The sequence below is a fragment of the Bacillus sp. C-3-6 genome (assembly GCF_054509685.1).
Genome location: NZ_CM137247.1, coordinates 1,927,419 through 1,948,044 on the forward strand (window position 1 = coordinate 1,927,419; position 20,626 = coordinate 1,948,044).

Sequence of the window (20,626 nt, forward strand, 5' to 3'; positions counted from 1 at the left end):
GGTCAAGTCAAGGATAAATACATAAAAAGGCAGCTGAATACTAGATTCAGCTGCCTAGAAAATATAATGTATTAGTTTGTTGCTTCTTTCAATGTGTTTACGTTTTCTTCCATTAAAGTGAAGTAATCTTTATTATTTTTTGCATCATCTTCAGAAACAGTAGCTAAGTGATTTAAGCGTAAAACTTTTGTACCAGTTTCTTTTTGAATAACAGATGCTACTTTTGGAGTAGAGAAAGTTTCGAATAAAATATATTTTAGATTATGTTCTTTTACTGTTTTTGTAATGTCAGCAAGCTGTTTTTGAGATGGCTCATCAGAAGCTGAAATTCCAGCGATAGGAATTTGTTTTAGGCCGTATCGTTGTTCCCAGTAACCATAGGCAGCATGAGAAACTAAAATTTCTTTCGTTTTTGCGTTCGCTACAGCTGCCTTAAATTGATCGTCTAAATCAGTAAATTTAGTTTGAAGTGCTGCAAAGTTTTTTTCGAATTCTTTTTTATGTTCAGGTTGTAATTCTACAAGTGCATTTTTAATTTTTTCTGCCTGTTTCATTGCTAGAGTAGGATCTAACCAAACATGTGGGTCTTTATCGTGATGATGTTCATCTTCTTTATGGCCATCTCCATGATCATGATGCTCTTCTTCAGTAGAAGCACGAAGCTCAATACCTTTAGATGCATTTACAATTTTAACATTTTCTTTTTGTAATGTTTTTTCCATTTTTTCAGCAAATGGTTCTAATTCAGCGCCGTTATAAACGAATAAATTGGCTTTTGCAACTTGTACTGTTTGTTTTTGACTTGGTTCAAATGTATGTGAATCTGCACCAGGTGGGTAAATTGCTTCAACATTTACATAGTCGCCACCGATTTTCTTTGCGAAATCAGCAAGTGGGAAAATCGTTGTATAAACTGTTAGCTTTCCATCTTTCTTGGCATTACTTTCTTTTTTATTTGAGCAGCCAGCGAAAATTAAGGTAAAAATAAGTAAGAATGAAAATATAGTCAATCTTTTAGGCATGAAGTTCTCCTCTTTTCTTTTTTACGGATATATTTTCCCCAATTATAGAAGAAAAATATCATTTTAATACAAAACGGAATAATTACGTTTTAGTTTGCGAACTTAGTATAATACATCTTTAATAAAGTTGCAATAAATAATAATCATTCCGATTTGTTTTTGTTATAAAGTTGTCAAATATAGGTGTATTATTTTTGCAAATGCATGCATATGTGACAACGCTGTTTTCATATATTGAAAAGGAGGTAAAGAGGGGGATGAGCGCTTGGGTTACTTAATGGAAGCTATTTTATTAATATTAGCGGTAGTATTGCCATTATCTTTCGTATTAATTTTTTTAAGAAGATTAATAAGTAATTTAGGGGACGCTACAACAATAACGAAATTACAAGAGAGAGATGAGAAAAAAGAGTGAGTAAAGCACTATGCGTACGCATAGTGTTTTACTTGTGGTAAAATAAGAGCAGGAAACTCCTAAAGGTTGTATTTTACTGAAGGAGAGAAAAGTAAAATAAGAGGTATATGCATATATGAATAAGCGAACAGCGTTAATACTTGGTGCAAGTGGTTTAGTTGGACAAGAGATAACGCGTCTATTACTTGAATCAGATTACTACGATTCGGTTACTATTTTTGTAAGAGAGCCAATGCAATTGCAACATGAGAAGTTACAGCAGAAACAAGTTGATTTTTCGGTATTAGAGGAATATAAAGAGTTCTTTGCTGTGGATGATGTTTTTAGTTGCTTAGGAACAACAATAAAAAAAGCAAAAACAAAAGCAAATTTTAAAAAAGTAGATTATGAATATACGTTACGAGCTGCTTGTTTAGCTGAAAAACAAGGGGTGCAAAATTTCCTTGTTGTGTCTTCTATGGGAGCGAATCCTAAATCATTTTTCTTTTATTCACAAGTGAAAGGAAAAATGGAAGAAGAATTGCAAAAGTTAGTGATCGGTGGTATTCACATTTTTAGACCATCATTATTAGTAGGAAACCGACAAGAATTTCGTTTCGGCGAACGAATGGCTGAAAAGTTATCTCGTATTATTCCTTTTATTTTTAAAGGGGCTTTCAAAAAGTATAAACCAATTTCAGCTAAAGATGTGGCGAAAGGTATGTATATAACCGCGCTGCGAGAAGAATCGGGTATCCATACTTATAATTCAAATGAAATTACAACGATAGAATAAATAAAACCGAGAAGAATGACTTCTCGGTTTTATTTATTCGTATGAATTTTTCCTGGTGCTCGCTTATATTGGTGAGGTTCTTGCAATTCAAAGCCAAGTTCATTGGCCGCTATTCTTGGGAAGTACGGATTGCGAAGTAACTCACGTCCGATGAAAATTAAATCTGCTTCGTTCTTATTTAAAATTTGTTCTGCTTGTGACCCAGTCGTAATCAATCCAACTGCACCAGTTGCAATCTTAGTATGCTCTTTAACATGTTTGGCGTATTGTACTTGGTAACCAGGATACACATCAATATGTGCTGGTACAACTGCACCAGAACTACAATCGATTAAATCTATTCCCTGTTCTTTCATCCACTTTGTATACTGAACATAATCTTGAACTGTTAGCCCGTCAGGATGATAATCATTTGCTGAAATACGAACGAATATTGGTCCGTCCCAAACTTCATTTACAGAGTCGATAATTTCGCGTAAGAAACGATAGCGGTTTTCAGGTGAGCCGCCGTATTCATCCGTTCGTTTATTAGTAAGTGGTGATAGGAATTCATTGATAAGGTAACCGTGAGCGCCATGTAATTCGATAACATCAAATCCGGCTTGTTTTGAACGTAACGCGGCCCTCTGAAAAGCTAATATAGTCTCTTTGATTTGCTGTATATTCATTTCTACTGGTATTTTCATCTTATCATTAAAAGGAATTGCAGAAGGAGCGAAAGCATTCGTATCTAATTCAGCTTTTCTTCCGGCGTGAGCGAGTTGAATGGCAGCTTTTGCGCCGTTATCATGTATAAAAGTAGTCGTTTTATGTAAGCCTTCAGTTAGGTTGTCATCCCAAATGCCCAAGTCTTTGTTAGAAATTCGACCTTCAGGTAACACGGCTGTTGCTTCAATCATAACTAAACCAACTTGACCGGCAGCTCTTGTTCCATAATGAATGAGATGGAAATTTGTTACTTGGCCATCCTCGTTTTCCGACGAATACATACACATAGGCGACATAACGATACGATTTTTTAGTGTAACGTTCTTAATTGTATAAGGTGAAAAAAGCTTGGAATTCATCAAATAGCCTCCTTGATTGAATTTTCTTATATTTTACCATTCTCTTTTTTGTTTCTCTAATAAAACGCTTATACGAAAAATTTTGTATATTCGTGTTACAATGACTAATATGAACTGAATTGGAGGATGGCATATGTACCAGGCTTATTATGAAAGCGAAGTAGGTTTGCTTGAAATTAAAGCGAATCAAGAAGGAATTACGTCTGTTATATTTGTTGATGAACGACAAGAAGAAAATAAAAATGAAATGATAGAACAATGTATAAATGAGTTAGATGAATATTTTAAAGGGAAAAGAAAAGAGTTTACGGTCCCGCTGTCTGCAGAGGGAACAGCATTTCAAAAAAATGTATGGGATGCACTTTATACTATTCCATACGGCGTAAGTGCTTCATATTTAGATATTGCAGAGAAAGTTGGAAATATAAAAGCTGTACGGGCAATAGGAGGGGCGAATAGTCGGAATCCAATTTCAATAATTGTTCCATGTCACCGTGTAATAGGAAAGAGTGGAAAGCTTGTTGGATATGCTGGTGGTTTATGGAGGAAAGAGTGGCTATTAAAACACGAAGGTATTTTGAAATGACGTATGGATGGGAAGAGGGATTGTTTTGAAATGTATAAATTGTGGGCAACCTTGCGAGGAGGAACAGTTAAATTGTGCAAGTTGTCAGCGAAACTTGGATAATGAACAAGAGGAAGGTAGCTCGTTAATAGATAATGAACTGGAAGTATATGTAGGGAGACAATATCCGTATTATCAAAGGAAATGGGAGCTTGAGAATAAGCGGATTGCTAGGTGGAGTTGGAATGGTTGGGCTGCTATTTTCAATATAGGCTGGCTAGGATATCGTAAATATTATATACCAGCTGCTTTATTTATGCTGTTATTAGTAGCTTGTGATGCATTTTCGTACTATATGGGATTTAATGTAGCGTTGCCAATCATTAATATGGTGCCTCTGACGTTTTTATTACTCATTTTTATTCTGTTTGGAATGGGGATTTTTGCAAATGGATTATACTATCAATTTGCGGAAAGACGTATATACCGAATAAAAGCAAGAGAAATAAAAGATAAATCAGTTGAAAACTATCTAATCAATGATAGCGGCGGAACGAGCAAAATGGGAGCGACAATTGTTACTATTTTAGCAGTTGCTAGCATATTTTTTAGTCATTTCTTTTTTCCGACTGATCGAGACGTTATTCAAAAGGTTCGTACAAGCTCGCTTTATGAATATCCTTTCTTTTCAATAGGTGAATCTTTCGAAAATTATTTTCAAAATTCAGGTTGGATATATTATCGTGGAACGGAAGGGTTAGAATTAGTAGAATTCCAAGGATATAACACCGGAACGCCAAGACAAAAGGTGAAGATTCAATTTGTTGTCGATTATAAATTAGGTGAAGTGGAACCATACTCACTTATGGTTAATGGTGAATCTAAAACTGAAGAAGAGTTTTTGAAGCTGATGGAAGAAATATTTAAAGTTCAAAATCCATTTGATATAGAGGATGGATTACAAGTAAATGCTATTCAAGAAAGCGACTGGAAAGAAATTTCCGATCGCTTTTTTCTATGTTTGTTAAAATAAATATTTAAAATAATCAGAATCTTTTGTATAATGAAATATATTATATAGGATTTAACTTATACATATAGATTGGGGGAAGGAAGAATGAAGAGAAAGACAACAACAATTGCTGCACTTGCGTTAACGACAAGTGTATTGGTTGCAGGATGTGGGAATGGTGAGAAGGCTTCGACAACGAAGAAAGAATCGAATAAGGGAATGGCCGATAAACAAGTTTTAAATTTGCTAGAAACAGCTGAAATTCCTTCAATGGATACATCTAAATCAACGGATTCTGTATCTTTCCGTGTATTTGTAAATGCAATGGAAGGTTTATATCGTCTAGATAAAGATAATAAACCAACACCAGGTATGGCAAAAGATGTGAAGATTAGTGAAGATAAAAAGACATATACATTTGAATTACGTGATGCGAAATGGTCAAATGGTGATCCAGTTCGAGCACAAGATTTTGTATATGCATGGCAACGTACATTAGATAAAGCATTAGCGGCAGAATATGCATTCATTTTATTTGATGTGAAAAATGCACAGAAAGTAAATAAAGGTGAATTACCGGCAGATCAATTGGGTGTTAAAGCGAAGGATGATAAAACGTTGGTAGTAGAATTAGAGCAACCAGCACCTTATTTTCTTGAGCTTACGTCGTTCCCTACATTTTTCCCATTAAATGAAAAATATGTGAAAGAGCAAGGAGATAAATACGGATTAGAAGCAGATAAATTATTATATAATGGACCATTTACAATGAGTCAATGGAAACATGAACAAAATTATCAGTTGAAGAAAAATCCTAATTATTGGGATAAAGATACTGTAAAATTAGACGAAATTAATGTAAGTATTGTGAAGGAAACAAGCACGGGAGTAAATTTATATGATAGTGATCAAGCAGATCGAGTTATTTTAACTTCTGAATTTGTTGATAAATATAAAAAGAATAAGCCAGATGAATTTAAAACGAAGTTAGATCCACGCATATATTTCTTGCGTTTTAACCAAAAAAATGCAACATTTAAAAACCAAAAAGTACGTGAAGCGATTGATTTAGCATACGATAAAAAAGGAATTGCTGATGTCATTTTAAATGACGGTTCATTGCCAGCATATTTCTTAGTACCTGAAAAATTCACGACAGGTCCGGATGGAAAAGATTTCCGCTCTGTAAATAAAAACTTCCGTGATAGTAAAGATAATGCAGAGAAAGCAAAAAAATTATGGGAAGAAGCGAAGAAAGAGCTTGGTCAAGATACAATTACAGTTGAATTACTAAACGATGATAACGGTAGCCGGAAAAAAGTGGGTGACTTTATTAAGGAAGAACTAGAGAAAAACTTGCCTGGTATTAAAGTGAATTTGAAACAGCAACCATACAAGCAAAAGCTAGATTTAGAAAAGAAATTCCAATATGAATTCTCATTATCTGCATGGAGCCCTGATTATCCGGATCCAATGACTTATATTGATATGTTTGTTACTGGAAGCTCATTTAATGAAATGGATTATTCTAATCCGAAGTATGATGATTTAGTAGCGAAATCAAAAGGAGAGCTATTAAAAGATGATAAAGCACGCTGGAATGCACTTGCGGAAGCTGAAAAAATCTTAATTGGTCAAGACGCAGCAATTTCTCCTACGTACCAACAAAGTACAGCTTATTTAGAGAAGCCATTTGTAAAAGGTATTGCTAATCATACGTTTGGTGGGGACTTCAGTTATAAATGGGCATATATTACAAAAAAATAGTATAATAAAAGATGAGTGAATTTTCGCTCATCTTTTATTTGTATAAGGAGGAATTATAGTTGTTAAGGGGAATCAATCATATTTGTTTTTCGGTATCTAATTTAGAAAACTCTATTATGTTTTATGAAAAAGTATTAGAAGGAGAATTATTAGTTAAAGGAAGAAAATTGGCTTATTTTAACATATGTGGAGTATGGATAGCGCTTAATGAAGAGACGCATATTCCGAGAAATGAGATTCATCAATCCTATACGCACATTGCATTTTCTGTTGAACGAGAAGACTTTGAATGTTTAATACAGCGATTAGAAGAAAATGATGTTCATATTTTACAAGGAAGAGAACGTGATATCAGAGATTGTGAATCTATATACTTTGTTGATCCTGACGGTCATAAATTTGAGTTTCACTCAGGGACACTGCAAGACCGTTTAAATTATTATAGGGATGAGAAACCTCATATGACATTTTATTAGGGAGGAATAGCATTTGCATGCACTTGTAATTGGTGGAACAGGAATGCTAAAGAAAGTTTCTATGTGGCTTTGTGAGAAAGGATTTTATGTTTCTATTATCGGGCGAGATGAAGTGAATTTAGAAAATGTTAAGCGAATGAGTTCTGCACCAGAAAATATTACATGCCTTTCGTTAGATTATCATAATGATGAAGATGTAAAGCTAGCTATTAAAAGTACAATTAAGAAAAATGGCCCGATCACATTAGTTGTTGCATGGGTACACACAAGTGCAAAGCATGCACTATCAAATATTTGTAAAGAACTAGATTTGTCGTCTAAAACATATAGTTTATTTCATATTTTAGGTAGTAAAGCATCACGTATGCCTGCACAAAAAATAGGAAGTACGCGATGTATTTATTATAGAATTATTTTAGGTTTTATTTTAGAAGATACATATGGAAGATGGCTTACGCATGAAGAGATAGCTGATGGAGTTATAAAAGGGATTGAAAGTAAACGAGCGGAGTGGATTGTAGGGAGAGTTGAACCGTGGGAATTACAACCAACATGGTGAGGGGGAGTAAGAAATGAAAACAACTATATATGTAACAAGGCATGGTGAAACAGAGTGGAATGTAGCGAAGCGAATGCAGGGACGGAAAAATTCTGCTTTAACTGAAAATGGTATAGTTCAGGCAAAACAATTAGGGAATCGAATGAAAGATTTACCAATTCATGCGATCTATAGTAGTCCGAGCGAAAGAACACTTCATACGGCAGAGTTAATAAAAGGGGAACGTGATATACCCATTATAGCGGATGAGCATTTCTATGAAATCAACATGGGTATATGGGAAGGACAAACAATCGCGGATATAGAAAAGCAATTTCCAGAAGAAGTACATCTATTTTGGAATGAGCCACATCTTTTTCAGTCAACATCAGGCGAAAATTTCGAGGCCGTTTATGAAAGAGTAATTGAAGGGATGCAGCTTCTTTTAGAGAAGCATAAAGGACAAAACATATTGATTGTTTCTCATGCGGCAGCAGCAAAATTACTTGTAGGGCATTTCGCGGGAATTGAAATAGAAAATGTGTGGGATGATCCATTTATGCATAGTGCCAGTTTGAGCATAATAGAATTTGAAGAGGGTATTGGTAAAGTGAAACAATTTGCAGATATAAGTCACTTTCAATGAATGAAAAAAAGGCCGCAAAGCGGCCCTTTTTGGTGGTATAAAAACTAGCAATTACGTTTTTTATACCAGAAGTGATCGAATTTCTTATTTTTGCAAGATGGGAATTTATGTCCGCCTTTGCAATCATTCCATTTGTGTCCGCTATCGTGACAGTCTTTACCATGATCACATGAACCATCGCAAGAGTGACCGTGTCTGTTAGGGAAGAATTCGCATTTTTTACAGAAACTTCGTTTTGTCCAGAAAAATTTCTTTTCAAAGCGTATGCATTTTGTAACGAAAGTGCAATGTTTTCTGCGAGTACGTTTTGTAACTAAAACGCATTCTTTTCTACGCGTTACTTTCGTAACGAACGTCCATTTTTGAACACGTACACGAGTACATTTCGTAACGAATGTCCATTTTTTTACATGTGTACATTTTGTAACGAACGTACAATGTTTCACGCGAGTACATCTTGTTCTTGGACATTTACCCCCAGTTGTACATTTACATCCAGTTGTACAATGATGATGAGTGAATTTATCATCATCGCATTCAAAAGTACTTGGATCTTGGTGTAAGAAATCCTCCATCCCAGCACTTTTGATTTCTTCGACAGCTTTTCTAATATCACGTTTCATAGAAATCCTCCTTATCATGTATTAAAGTGAAAAGGTATTCTTTTTCCTTAACATGATATGTATGTAGGCATCTTTCTGAACAGGACAAGAGTGTAATTTTATATAAATAGATGATTGCGGATGTATGGACAAGACAAGGCGCATACATTGAATGAAGAGAACTGAGAAGGGATGAGAAAACATGCTGCCTTCATATGATTTTTTTGTTCATCCAATGTACTTAGTGGAATTGAAAAAGGACATTTGGTCAGATAGTCCAGTGCCGGCAAAATTAACTTATGGAAAAAAGAAGTATGACATTGATATCGTATACCGTGGGGCTCATATTCGCGAATTTGAGAAAAAGTCTTATCATGTTATGTTTTATAAGCCTAAAAAATTTCAAGGTGCGAAAGAGTTTCATTTAAATTCGGAGTTTATGGATCCGTCTCTCATACGAAATAAATTATCTTTAGATTTTTTTCATGATATTGGTGTACTTTCGCCAAAATCACAACATGTATTTATAAAAATTAATGGTCAAATTCAAGGTGTGTATTTACAGTTAGAATCGGTTGATGAAAATTTTTTGAAAAATAGAGGATTACCGAGTGGTTCTATTTATTATGCGATAGATGATGATGCGAATTTTTCATTAATGAGTGAACGAGATAAAGATGTTAAGACAGAGCTCTTTGCGGGTTATGAATTTAAATATTCGAATAAAAATAGTGAAGAACAACTGAGTGAATTTGTATTTCAAGCGAATACTTTGACGAGGGAAGCCTATGAAAAAGAAATTGGGAAGTTTCTACATGTAGATAAATATTTACGATGGTTAGCAGGAGTTATTTTTACGCAAAACTTTGATGGTTTCGTTCATAACTATGCACTATATCATAACGATGAAACAAATTTATTTGAAGTTATACCGTGGGATTATGATGCGACTTGGGGGCGAGATGTACAAGGGAGACCACTTAATCATGAATATATTCGCATTCAAGGGTATAATACGTTAAGTGCAAGATTGCTAGACATACCTGTATTTAGAAAGCAGTATCGAAGTATTTTGGAAGAAATATTAGAAAATCAATTTACAGTTTCGTTTATGAGGCCGAAAGTAGAAGGGTTGTGTGAATTGATTCGCCCATATTTACTACAAGATCCATACATGAAAGAAAAATTAGAAACATTTGATCAAGAGGCTGATATGATTTATAAATATATAAATAAAAGAAGAAAGTATATACAAGACCACTTACATGAATTGGATTAATTTTGAAAGAGATTGAAACGTTATCAATCTCTTTTTTTTGTATAATAAAGATGTATCAATAAAAATGAAGTAATATATTTGATAGAGAATGGGGATGCGGATATATGACGATTAAATGGATTGATTGGGTAAAACAAATACAATCTATAGCTCAAGCGGGTTTAACGTATTCTAAGGATGTGTATGATATTGAGCGTTTCCAGCAATTACGAGATATTTCTATTTCAATGATGTCACATTACACGAAAACAGATTGGGAAGTCGTAGAGAAATTATTTGCAAGTGAGACAGGCTATCAAACACCTAAAGTTGATATAAGAGCGGTTGTTTTTCAAAATGAAAAGTTATTATTTGTGAAAGAAAAAAGCGATGGAAAATGGGCATTGCCAGGTGGATGGGCTGATGTCGGTTATACGCCAACCGAAGTTGCAGCAAAAGAAGTTTTCGAAGAGACTGGTTATGAGGTAGATCATTTTAAGTTACTAGCTATATTTGATAAAGAAAAACATCAACCATCTCCATCGGCGACGCATGTATATAAGATTTTCATTGGATGCGAGATTATTGGTGGAGAAAAGAAAACTAGCATTGAAACAGAAGAGGTGGAGTTTTTTGGTGAAAATGAATTGCCTAATTTATCAATTGCTAGAAATACAGAAGACCAAATTAAAGAGATGTTTGCCTACATGAAAGACCCACAGAAAGAGAAATTAATAGATTAATCCTGCTTGAATTGTACATATTGTTAAAATGAAGATATTGGCAGATTGCAGCCTTTATGTAATAATGGGATGGTATGTGAAGAAAAAAGGAGATAAAAAAGAACATGTTAGCAAACATAATAGATCAGTTATTGCAATTTTTTGCAAGCTTAGGTTACTTTGGAGTAGCTCTTGCTTTAATGATTGAAGTAATCCCAAGTGAAATTGTACTTTCGTATGCTGGCTTTTTAGTAGCGAATGGTAAAATTAGTTTTGTTGGTGCAGTTATCGCCGGAACGATTGGTGGTACTTTAGCACAAATCTTTTTATACTGGCTTGGATACTACGGAGGGCGTCCGGTTGTAGAGAAATACGGGAAATATCTACTTATTAATAAACATCATTTAGACATAGCAGAAGGTTGGTTTAAACGTTATGGAGCAGGCGTAATATTTTCTGCGCGCTTTATACCAGTAGTACGTCATGCGATCTCTATTCCAGCAGGACTAGCTAAGATGCCATTAAAACTATTTACACTTTATACGGTTGTAGCGATCATTCCGTGGTCAATTCTATTTATATACTTAGGTGAAAAACTTGGTGGGAATTGGCGACAAATTAAAGAGTATGCATCTGATTACACACATTACATAATTATAGGAGCTGTTCTTTTTATTGCTCTATACTTTGGTTTAAAGTATTTCAAAAAGAAAAAAGCTGCGCGTTAAAGTCAATGATTTTTCATTGGCTTTTTTATTTGTTTCCGGTTCTAAAAAAAAGGAGTTGTCCATAATGTGTAATAATAAAGCGTAGCGGAGGAATGTGATGAAAGGGTCACCGTTTATACGTGGAACTATATTTTTAACGATGGCAACGATGATATCAAAAATGTTAGGATTTATATATGTTATACCATTTACAGCAATGGTCGGTACGAGTGGGTATGTTTTATACACGTATGCATATCGTCCCTATACCATTATGCTCAGCATTGCGACAATGGGATTACCACTTGCAGTTTCAAAAATGGTATCAAAATATGATCAACTGAATGATTATCATACGGTTAAGAGAGTGTTGAAAAGTGGAATCGTGTTTATGTTTATAATGGGAGTCATTTCGTGTTTTACGTTATATATGCTAGCTCCGCATTTAGCTAAGCTTGTCATCGATGGGAATGATCAAACGGGGAATAGTGTAGGAGCGGTTACTACTAATATTCGAATTGTAAGTTTTGCGTTAATACTTGTGCCAGTAATGAGTTTATTAAGGGGCTTCTTTCAAGGATTCCAATCGATGGGGCCTTCTGCATTAAGTGTCGTTGTAGAGCAATTTTTTCGGGTTTTAACCATTTTAATAGGAAGCTTTGTCGTTTTATATATTTTAAAAGTATCTGTCTCGCTAGCAGTTGGTATTTCAACATTTGGTGCCTTTATGGGAGCGGTTGGTGGATTAACTGTTTTAAGTGCGTATTATATAAGAAGGAGAAGGCACTTAAAGAAAAAAGAGATGGAAAGTATACCACAAACAACGAAATCTTTTTTCTCATTGTATAAGGAGCTCTTTACATATTCTATTCCTTTTGTTGTGGTGGGCTTAGCAATTCCGTTGTATCAGACGATTGATACATTTACAATTAATAAACTACTTATACAAATAGGGTATATGCAAGGAGAAGCGGAAAAAATTAATGCGATAATTGGTCTTGTTCAAATGGTTGTGCTTATCCCGGTATCCGTTGCGACAGCTTTTAGTATGTCTCTCGTACCAGAGATGACGAAAGCTTACACAGCAGGAAATACGAAGCTATTGTACAAACATTTTACGAGAACAAATGTATTAGTAGTAGCAATTACGGTACCGGCGGCAATTGGAATGATGGTGTTAGCCAAACCTGTATATACTCTTTTATTCGGTGCTGGAAATGATCCAGAGATGGGGAGAATCATTTTACAGTATTATGCTCCCGCTTGCATACTATTTTCTCTTTTTACAGTAACGGCTGCTATGCTACAAGGAATCAATCAACAGCAGAAGACGGTGCTAGGACTAGTGATTGGAATTATTGTGAAGATAGTTTTAAATATTGTATTGCTTCCGTATTTCGATTATGTAAGTTTTATCATTTCAACATACGCTGGCTATACGATTTCAGTCGGTTTTAACTTGTGGATGCTTTCTAAATATGTTATAAAGGCAACATAAGCTTTTAAGGCAGAGAGCACTCTGTCTTTTTCTATGTTTATCCCGCTTTAACGGGCAGTGAGACCCTCACCTCAAAATTCAGCGAAAGAAAAGAAGTTTGGTTGGGGGCGGGTAGCCTGTAAAAGCCCGATTTGTGAGGGCTAATAATCAGTGGGGGGATGAAGCCACCCACTGATTAAAGTTTCACTTTATAATATTTTTCCTATAAAAACGTTTTCAAAATAATTTTTCTATTGAAATTTAAACGTATGTTTCATATGCTGAGAATGGCGGTTTAAAAACTGTGATTTAAGAGAGGTAGATTCCTACATGTAAAAAGAATCGGGGTGATAGTATGTTAAATATATATTTAACAGACCGAAACGGAAAACTACAAGAGATTGAGGAAATGCAAAAGGGGTGCTGGATTAATGTACTTCATCCAACAGAAGAAGAAATTCAATATCTAGTACAAACTTTAAATGTAGACTTAGATTTCATTAAAGACCCTTTGGATGATGAAGAACGCTCTCGTATTGAAAAGGAAGACAATAATACTTTAATTATCGTGGATATTCCGACAGTTAGACATGACGAAGAAGGAAATTCGATTTATGACACGATTCCAATAGGTATGATTGTGATGCCGGATTGTTTTGTTACAATCTGCTTAGAAGAGAATCCAATTTTTGAACGTTTTATTAATCAACGTATTAAAGAATTTTATACGTTTAAAAAGACGCGCTTTGCACTTCAGCTCTTATATACGATTTCTACTTATTATTTAAGATACTTAAAGCAAATAAATCGAAAAACAATTGATTTAGAGCATCAACTAAATCAGTCAATGAAAAATAAAGAGATTTTCACATTATTAGGCCTTGAGAAAAGTTTAGTATACTTTACAACGTCATTAAAGGCTAATAAAATTGTAATTCAAAAGTTAATGCGTAATAGTACATTTTTAAAAATGTATGAAGATGATCAAGATTTATTAGAAGATGTATTAATTGAAAATAAACAGGCTATTGAAATGGCGGAAATATATAGTCACATTTTAAGTGGAATGATGAATACTTTTAGCTCCGTTATATCAAATAATTTAAATAGTGTTATGAAACTGTTAACGTCAATTACGATCATTTTATCTTTACCGACGATGGTTTCTAGTTTCTTTGGAATGAACGTAAAGGTTCCGTTTGAAGGGGAAGCCCACGGTTTTGTAATTGTACTCATCATATGTGTAACACTATCTTTCACGTTAGCTTTTGTTTTTTGGAAGAAACGTTACTTTTAACGATAAGAAAGCTGCTCTAGCATAGTTATATAACTACGCTAGAGCAGCTTTTTTGCTATGAAATCTCAAATTTTGAATAGAATATAACTTGTACAATGTAATGTATATAAAGGGTATGTATGCCATATAAACCTTGTCCAATTAATGAAATGGGGTTAAAATTACATATTGTTAATGAAAAGTTGGAGGAAATACATCATGGAATTGTTTCAATTACCGAAAGCATTCCTGCAAATGAATACAATTTTTATCTCCATATTGATCGAAGCACTTCCGTTTGTGCTAATTGGTGTATTTATTTCAGGATTCATTCAAATGTTCGTGACAGAAGATATGGTGGCTAAATGGATGCCGAAGAACCGATTTCTGTCTGTTTTATTAGCTACTTTTTTAGGCATGTTGTTTCCAGGTTGTGAATGTGGAATTGTTCCGATTGTAAGACGATTAATCGGAAAAGGCGTTCCACCATACGCAGGGATTGCATTTATGTTAACTGGTCCAATTATTAATCCAGTTGTTTTATTTGCAACATACGTTGCCTTTGGGAGTAGTATGCACATGGTATGGTATCGTTCTATTGTAGCGATTATCGTAGCCATTATCGTTGGAATTATATTATCCTTTATGTTTAAAGAACATCAATTAAGAGATGATCACTTCCCAGAAGTGAATAATAAGCGTCCACTGCGTAAAAAAATGTGGGATGTATGTACACACGCTGTTGAGGAATTCTTCTCAATGGGAAAATATTTAGTACTAGGTGCGTTAATTGCAGCAGCGGTACAAACGTTTGTACAAACTTCAACACTTCTTGCTATTGGACAAGGTCCGTTTTCTTCATCAGCTGTTATGATGGGACTTGCTTATATATTATCACTTTGTTCAGAGGCAGATGCATTTATCGCTTCTTCGTTCCAAAGTACGTTTTCAACAGCTTCACTTGTCGCGTTCCTCGTTTACGGACCGATGGTGGATATTAAAAATATGTTTATGATGCTTGCGACATTTAAAACTAAATTTGTAATTGTTGTTATAGTTACAGTTACTCTTGTTGTTTATGCAAGCTCACTACTCATTTATGCGATGGGGTGGTAGGTTATGTTTCGAGCATATATATTATTAGGTTTTACAATATTAATTGCGCAGCTTCATATTTCCGGTAACATTACGAAGTATATCAATATGAAGTATGCCTATTTATCAACAACAGCAGCAATTATTTTAGGTTTCTTAACGATTGTACAAATTATCGTCGTTTTCCAAAAAGAGCACCAAAAGGAAAAAGAGAAAAATGATTGCAGTTGTGACCATAGCCATTGCGGACATGATCATTCAAAAGATGAGAATACATGGTGGAAAAAAGCATTTTCGTACTCCTTGTTTTGTTTTCCAATTATCTCAGGCTTATTTTTCCCGATTGCAACGTTAGATTCAGATATTGTTAAGGCGAAAGGATTTCATTTTCCTGTTGCACAAGCAGAAAGTAAGGATCCATTTATGACAAGACAATTTCTAAGACCTGATACGAGCATTTATTACGGGAAAGAAGGATACCGCGGTGTAATGGAAAAAGGGAAGAAAGAGTTTGTTACGAAAGACAATATTAATTTGAAAGATGAAGACTTCCTAAAGGGTATGGAAACAATTTATAATTATCCTGGCGAGTTTACTGGGAAAAAATTATCTTTTAAAGGGTTTGTTTTTAGAGATGATTCTTCTAAAAAAGAACAATATTTCTTATTCCGTTTCGGTATTATACACTGTGTAGCGGATTCTGGTGTATATGGTATGTTAGTGAAAAAACCAGAAGGCGTAGAGTGGAATAATGATGACTGGATTCAAGTAGAAGGAGAGATAACTACTGAGTTTTATCAGCCGTTTCATGCGAATATTCCTGTATTAGAAGTAACAAAATGGAATAAAGTTGAACAGCCGAAAGAACAATATGTATTTAGAGGAGCCGATTGATAAAATCGGTTCTTTTTTGTGGACTAAAAGTTCTGAATGTTGCTAATATTAAACGTGTAGTTCATTTGGTATAGGGATTATTGAAATATTAGGGATAGATCATTAAAGGGGTGATAACAATGACAGAAGTAAAGGGGAAAACAGCCAATGAGTCAAGGGTGTTCAAAACGAGCCGGGTATTCCCAACAGATTTAAATGATCATAACACGCTATTTGGTGGGAAGATATTAGCGGAGATGGATATGGTTGCTTCTATTTCAGCATCCAGACATTCGAGAAAGGAATGTGTCACAGCATCTATGGACTGGGTTGATTTCTTACATCCTGTTCGTTCTTCAGATTGTGTTAGTTATGAATCTTTCGTAATTTGGACGGGAAGAACTTCGATGGAAGTGTTTGTGAAGGTAGTGGCTGAAGATTTAATTTCAGGTGAGAAGCGTATAGCGGCAACGTCATTCGTTACTTTTGTTGCACTTAGTAAGGGAAATAATCCAGTTCCAGTACCGCGTGTTATCCCTGAAACAGAAGAAGAGAAAGAATTACATCGTATTGCAGTGTTACGTGCAGAGCAGCGTCATATACGTAAGGCAGAGAGTAAGAAAGTAGCTACATTGTTAACCTTTTGAGATAAATGTTTAGCCATTTAAGTTACAATAGCAGGCGGAAATGGTTTTAAAATGAAAAGCGGACACCTAAAAATAGGTGTCCGCTTTTATAGTTTTTTCATCCACATATCATATGACAGTAGCTACTTAGCAGAAGCAAGCAGCACCGACGATGATTAAGAGGATAAATAATACGACTAATAGCGCAAATCCATTACCATGTGCGAAGCCCATTGTTATTTCCTCCTTTTATTTTAAGATACAACATACAATATGCAAATGAGCTATTGTTTGATATGGACATATATCATGCAATGACATATTTTCTTGAATGATAATGTAATAAAAAAGGGAAGATATAGAAATAACAGTAAGTGGAGAAAGGAATTTATCCATGAAGCACTTTTTCGCTATAATCCTTTGTTTAATAGGTGTATTCATTTGGATGAACATCGATGTGGAAATGGGGAAGGAAATGGCTAGTGAATATGAATTAGGACAAGTTCGATTAGGTGAATTTCAACTATATACGAACGGTGAAGAGTTATATAGAAAATTATTTGAGGATATAAACGAAGCAGAAAAGTATATATATATCCATTTTTATATTGTAGGAAAAGATGAAATAAGCGAAGAGTTTTTACAGTTATTAGAGAAAAAAGCATCTAGTGGAGTAGAAGTGAAATTGTCAGTCGATCGGATAGGTGGATATAAGCTGAAGAAAAAGGTAATTAGCCGATTAAAGGAAAACGGTGTGAAGTTTACATTTAGTAAAAAACCGAAACTGAAAAATGTTTTCTATTCTTTGCATCAACGAAATCATAGACGTATTGTTACGATAGATGGAAAGGTATCATACGTCGGTGGTTTTAATATCGGAAAGGAGTACCTTGGACAAGATCCGAAGTTTGGGCCATGGCGTGATTATCACATGCGCATCCATGGTGAGGGTGCAGCGGATATGGAAAGAAAGTTCGCCGAAGATTGGAAAGAAGATACAGGAGAAAAAATGCCTATACATGAAAGTATACCGACATTAGGGAATGTAAAATATCAATATTTATTTTCAAATGGAAAAGGCTTATGGGAAAAGTATGGGGCACTTTTAAAAAAGGCTAAAAAGTCTTTAATTATCGCTACACCATATTTTGTACCAAGTAAAGAAATGGTGAAAGAGTTAAAAGCTGCATTAAATCGTGGTGTTAATGTGAAAATTCTCGTGCCATTTAAAAGTGATGCCATATTGTTAAAACAAGCTGCCTATCCATATTTGAAAGATATGTTACATGCTGGAGCGGAGATTTATCAATATCGAAATGGATTTTTTCATGGGAAAGTAACAATCATTGATGGAGAAATTGTTGATATTGGGACAGCGAATTTTGATAATAGAAGTTTTTATTTAAATTGTGAGTCTAACTGTATCATATATGATAAAACAGTTGTTGATGAAGTATGGAGTCGATTAAAGGTAGACTTTCATAAATCAAAACGATTTTCTGAAGAAGATTTTGAGAAAATTAGTAGATGGGATTGGTTTTTAGCAAGAATAGCAAATGTTTTAGCATCATATTTATAACATATAGACCCTAGAGAAGGGAGGCACTTTCATGGATTGTATGAAAGAGTTAATGAGATATAGTTATATGCTAATATACAAGGTTGGAGAGTATGCTGGAAAGGTCAGAGACGAAGAATTAAAAAATCTATTACAGCACCATTTACCATATATGTTACAAGCATATAATGAACAAGTAAATTTTCAAGAAGGAGAGAATGTGCAACATATAACCTGTGAAACAACGGAGTTTGGTTTGCATGAAATGGAAAAGGAAACAGTTAGTAAATATACAGGGGATATTCATATTGCAACATGTTATATTGCGCACTTAAAACGATTAGCTCTAAAGTTTGCTCAAGTTGCAGTGGAAGTTGCTAATCCGGAGTTCCGCTCATTTTTGGAAAATTGTTTCCTGAAAATGAACCGTTACGCTTATAGTGTGTGGCAATATGTTATGAAGAAGGAATATAAGATTACACATCTATATGAAAATGAAAAGTTTGCATGAGAAACTAAGGCGGAATGGTATGCGCCTTAGTTTTTTTATGTCCATTTAGAGAAAAAAATTAGTTTTATTGTGTATCGATTGGAAATGAAATATGTAAATTTAAATTAGTTTTTGTTATCAGAAGATTTACAAAAATTTACCGTATATTTACTGTTTTTCAATCTCTCCTTTAAAAATAGAGAGTAATATGAGGTTGTACATATTCTATCACAGGGAGGAAACGCAAATGAACAAATGGGTTAAATCATTAACTGCTATGGCACTTGCAAGTTCTTTATTAATGGTAGGTTGTAGTAAAGGTGAAGACAAGAAGAAAGAAGACGACACAACAACACAACAAGAGGATAAAAAGGATAAAGAAACAAGCGGAACCGAGAAGTCTACTGATTCTAAAGAGAAAAAATAAAGTAATAATAAAGCTTCCTCTCATATATGAGGAAGCTTTTTTGTTGTAAATTGATTGATATTATTGAAAAATAGAAAGAGAATGAAAGAGGGGGAAAACAAATGAAAGTATGTATATTGGGAGCAACAGGACGAGTAGGTTCAAACATAATTAATTTAGCATTAAAGGATTCAGCTGAAGTGACTGCATTAGCGCGTGATTTTAATAGAATAGAAATACAACATGAAAGGTTACGAGTGATAGAAGGTAATGTATTGAACGAAAATGATATAAAAAAAGCGATAGAAGGAAGCGATATAGTAATTAGTGCACTTGGAACGGATCAAAATGGAACATTAGCGAAGAGTATGCCGCAAATTATTAAGCAAATGGAAGAAGAAGGGGTTCATAAGATCATAACAATAGGAACGGCTGGTATTTTACAAGCAAGAACGGATCTAAATTTATATCGTTTTCAATCAACGGAATCAAAAAGGAAAACGACAACAGCAGCAGAAGATCATTTGGCTGCATATAAAGTACTAAGTAATAGTAATAATTTATGTTGGACAGTTGTTTGTCCGACACATTTAATAGACGGTGAGGCGACAGAGGTATATCGAACTGAAAAAGATATATTGCCAGAAGGTGGATCAAAAATTACAGTGGGTGATACAGCACACTTTGCATGGGATCTATGTAAGAAAAACATATATGAAAATAGTCGAGTAGGTATTGCATATTAAAAAACCATCCCGAAGTCGGGATGGTTAAAATATGATATAACACAAGAAGATGACAATCATAATGATTTGGAGAATTGCTTTCGCTACTGTACTGCTTAAAAAACCAACTACAGTAGCGACTCCAACTAGAAAGGCATCTTTTGGCGCTTTTTTATGCACTAGTTCTGTTATAAATACTGATAAAAACGGTATGATAATAAGTCCGAATGGTGGGAAGAAGAACGATCCGACAATGATAGAAATCATTCCGACACGTTCGCCCCATTTAGAACTACCGTATTTTTTTAAGAAATATCCATTTGCAATAAAATCAGCAACGAAAATGAAAAGAGTGAAAATGACTTGAATAATCCAAAAAGAAGTTGTTAATTCTCCTCCATTTATACCGAAATGGTAAATTAAATATCCAGCCCAGACAGCAAATATGCCAGGGATAATGGGATAAATAAAGGCGAGAAATGAAACAAGGAAACAGGCAATGATACAAATTGTTAATAAAACAGTCAC

At 34.4% G+C, this 20,626-nt stretch carries 25 protein-coding genes; 20 read left to right on the top strand and 5 right to left on the bottom strand.

Annotation, left to right across the window (positions count from 1 at the left end; translation table 11 throughout):
• Positions 1–71 precede the first annotated feature (71 nt).
• On the bottom strand, positions 72–1,022 hold the full coding sequence (locus ACW0JX_RS09945) for a metal ABC transporter substrate-binding protein (RefSeq protein WP_001126154.1): 951 nt from the start codon (positions 1,020–1,022) through the stop codon (positions 72–74).
• Between the two features lie 265 nt (positions 1,023–1,287).
• Between ACW0JX_RS09945 and ACW0JX_RS09950 the strand changes: the two genes are divergently transcribed.
• Together ACW0JX_RS09950 and ACW0JX_RS09955 are read left to right on the top strand one after the other, a co-directional pair.
• A complete protein-coding gene (locus ACW0JX_RS09950; protein ID WP_000540932.1) occupies positions 1,288–1,437 on the top strand; it encodes a hypothetical protein in 150 nt (49 codons plus the stop codon).
• A 115-nt stretch (positions 1,438–1,552) separates the two neighbouring features.
• Positions 1,553–2,212, top strand: coding sequence for an oxidoreductase (locus ACW0JX_RS09955; protein WP_001042736.1), 660 nt, complete (start codon positions 1,553–1,555; stop codon positions 2,210–2,212).
• Between the two features lie 29 nt (positions 2,213–2,241).
• Here the strand turns inward: ACW0JX_RS09955 and namA are convergent, their stop codons facing one another.
• Complete coding sequence (gene namA / locus ACW0JX_RS09960) at positions 2,242–3,279, bottom strand: NADPH dehydrogenase NamA (RefSeq protein WP_078401164.1); 1,038 nt, start codon at positions 3,277–3,279, stop codon at positions 2,242–2,244.
• 133 nt (positions 3,280–3,412) lie between these two features.
• On the opposite strand from namA, the gene ACW0JX_RS09965 reads away from it, so the two are divergent.
• From ACW0JX_RS09965 to ACW0JX_RS09990, 6 genes are all read left to right on the top strand, one after another.
• Positions 3,413–3,865, top strand: coding sequence for a methylated-DNA--[protein]-cysteine S-methyltransferase (locus ACW0JX_RS09965; protein WP_069355456.1), 453 nt, complete (start codon positions 3,413–3,415; stop codon positions 3,863–3,865).
• A gap of 7 nt (positions 3,866–3,872) precedes the next feature.
• The gene (locus tag ACW0JX_RS09970) at positions 3,873–4,877 is read left to right on the top strand and encodes a DUF2628 domain-containing protein (protein ID WP_089170844.1); all 1,005 of its coding nucleotides are present in this window, start codon (positions 3,873–3,875) and stop codon (positions 4,875–4,877) included.
• A gap of 84 nt (positions 4,878–4,961) precedes the next feature.
• Positions 4,962–6,623: a peptide ABC transporter substrate-binding protein gene (locus tag ACW0JX_RS09975; protein WP_000824276.1), complete on the top strand. Its 1,662-nt coding sequence runs from the start codon at positions 4,962–4,964 to the stop codon at positions 6,621–6,623.
• A gap of 59 nt (positions 6,624–6,682) precedes the next feature.
• The gene (gene fosB / locus ACW0JX_RS09980) at positions 6,683–7,099 is read left to right on the top strand and encodes a FosBx1 family fosfomycin resistance bacillithiol transferase (RefSeq protein ID WP_000943771.1); all 417 of its coding nucleotides are present in this window, start codon (positions 6,683–6,685) and stop codon (positions 7,097–7,099) included.
• Positions 7,100–7,112: 13 nt separating this feature from the next.
• The gene (locus ACW0JX_RS09985) at positions 7,113–7,658 is read left to right on the top strand and encodes a short-chain dehydrogenase (RefSeq protein WP_098127534.1); all 546 of its coding nucleotides are present in this window, start codon (positions 7,113–7,115) and stop codon (positions 7,656–7,658) included.
• 13 nt (positions 7,659–7,671) lie between these two features.
• Positions 7,672–8,283 carry a phosphoserine phosphatase 1 gene (locus ACW0JX_RS09990; protein ID WP_000858827.1) on the top strand — a complete coding sequence of 204 codons (612 nt, stop codon included), beginning with the start codon at positions 7,672–7,674 and terminating at the stop codon, positions 8,281–8,283.
• 44 nt (positions 8,284–8,327) lie between these two features.
• Here the strand turns inward: ACW0JX_RS09990 and exsB are convergent, their stop codons facing one another.
• A complete protein-coding gene (gene exsB / locus ACW0JX_RS09995) occupies positions 8,328–8,906 on the bottom strand; it encodes an exosporium protein ExsB (protein WP_098127536.1) in 579 nt (192 codons plus the stop codon).
• A 181-nt stretch (positions 8,907–9,087) separates the two neighbouring features.
• Between exsB and cotH the strand changes: the two genes are divergently transcribed.
• The 8 genes from cotH (at position 9,088) to ACW0JX_RS10035 (ending at position 16,940) form a co-directional block, all read left to right on the top strand.
• Positions 9,088–10,164: a spore coat protein CotH gene (cotH, locus tag ACW0JX_RS10000; RefSeq protein ID WP_098127537.1), complete on the top strand. Its 1,077-nt coding sequence runs from the start codon at positions 9,088–9,090 to the stop codon at positions 10,162–10,164.
• A 104-nt stretch (positions 10,165–10,268) separates the two neighbouring features.
• The gene (locus ACW0JX_RS10005) at positions 10,269–10,886 is read left to right on the top strand and encodes an NUDIX hydrolase N-terminal domain-containing protein (protein WP_000153584.1); all 618 of its coding nucleotides are present in this window, start codon (positions 10,269–10,271) and stop codon (positions 10,884–10,886) included.
• A 104-nt stretch (positions 10,887–10,990) separates the two neighbouring features.
• The gene (uptA, locus tag ACW0JX_RS10010) at positions 10,991–11,593 is read left to right on the top strand and encodes an undecaprenyl phosphate transporter UptA (RefSeq protein WP_000880691.1); all 603 of its coding nucleotides are present in this window, start codon (positions 10,991–10,993) and stop codon (positions 11,591–11,593) included.
• A gap of 97 nt (positions 11,594–11,690) precedes the next feature.
• Positions 11,691–13,070, top strand: a complete 1,380-nt coding sequence (locus tag ACW0JX_RS10015; protein WP_098127538.1) for a putative polysaccharide biosynthesis protein — start codon at positions 11,691–11,693, stop codon at positions 13,068–13,070.
• Between the two features lie 334 nt (positions 13,071–13,404).
• Positions 13,405–14,346: a magnesium transporter CorA family protein gene (locus tag ACW0JX_RS10020; protein WP_000932389.1), complete on the top strand. Its 942-nt coding sequence runs from the start codon at positions 13,405–13,407 to the stop codon at positions 14,344–14,346.
• 198 nt (positions 14,347–14,544) lie between these two features.
• Positions 14,545–15,441 carry a permease gene (locus ACW0JX_RS10025; RefSeq protein WP_000418716.1) on the top strand — a complete coding sequence of 299 codons (897 nt, stop codon included), beginning with the start codon at positions 14,545–14,547 and terminating at the stop codon, positions 15,439–15,441.
• Positions 15,442–15,444: 3 nt separating this feature from the next.
• A complete protein-coding gene (locus tag ACW0JX_RS10030) occupies positions 15,445–16,314 on the top strand; it encodes a TIGR03943 family putative permease subunit (RefSeq protein ID WP_000488059.1) in 870 nt (289 codons plus the stop codon).
• A 119-nt stretch (positions 16,315–16,433) separates the two neighbouring features.
• A complete protein-coding gene (locus tag ACW0JX_RS10035) occupies positions 16,434–16,940 on the top strand; it encodes an acyl-CoA thioesterase (RefSeq protein WP_053564687.1) in 507 nt (168 codons plus the stop codon).
• Between the two features lie 126 nt (positions 16,941–17,066).
• Here the strand turns inward: ACW0JX_RS10035 and ACW0JX_RS10040 are convergent, their stop codons facing one another.
• Complete coding sequence (locus ACW0JX_RS10040; protein WP_000505094.1) at positions 17,067–17,153, bottom strand: YjcZ family sporulation protein; 87 nt, start codon at positions 17,151–17,153, stop codon at positions 17,067–17,069.
• A gap of 160 nt (positions 17,154–17,313) precedes the next feature.
• On the opposite strand from ACW0JX_RS10040, the gene cls reads away from it, so the two are divergent.
• The 4 genes from cls to ACW0JX_RS10060 all read left to right on the top strand — a co-directional run bounded on the left by cls (position 17,314) and on the right by ACW0JX_RS10060 (position 20,119).
• On the top strand, positions 17,314–18,498 hold the full coding sequence (cls, locus tag ACW0JX_RS10045) for a cardiolipin synthase (protein WP_142947183.1): 1,185 nt from the start codon (positions 17,314–17,316) through the stop codon (positions 18,496–18,498).
• A gap of 31 nt (positions 18,499–18,529) precedes the next feature.
• Complete coding sequence (locus ACW0JX_RS10050; protein WP_000340543.1) at positions 18,530–18,988, top strand: spore coat protein; 459 nt, start codon at positions 18,530–18,532, stop codon at positions 18,986–18,988.
• Between the two features lie 226 nt (positions 18,989–19,214).
• Entirely contained in the window at positions 19,215–19,394 is a 180-nt protein-coding gene (locus ACW0JX_RS10055) for a hypothetical protein (protein ID WP_001045960.1), read from the top strand.
• A 101-nt stretch (positions 19,395–19,495) separates the two neighbouring features.
• Positions 19,496–20,119, top strand: a complete 624-nt coding sequence (locus ACW0JX_RS10060) for an NAD(P)-dependent oxidoreductase (RefSeq protein WP_053564686.1) — start codon at positions 19,496–19,498, stop codon at positions 20,117–20,119.
• 24 nt (positions 20,120–20,143) lie between these two features.
• Here the strand turns inward: ACW0JX_RS10060 and ACW0JX_RS10065 are convergent, their stop codons facing one another.
• Positions 20,144–20,626: a DUF456 domain-containing protein gene (locus tag ACW0JX_RS10065; RefSeq protein WP_053564685.1), complete on the bottom strand. Its 483-nt coding sequence runs from the start codon at positions 20,624–20,626 to the stop codon at positions 20,144–20,146.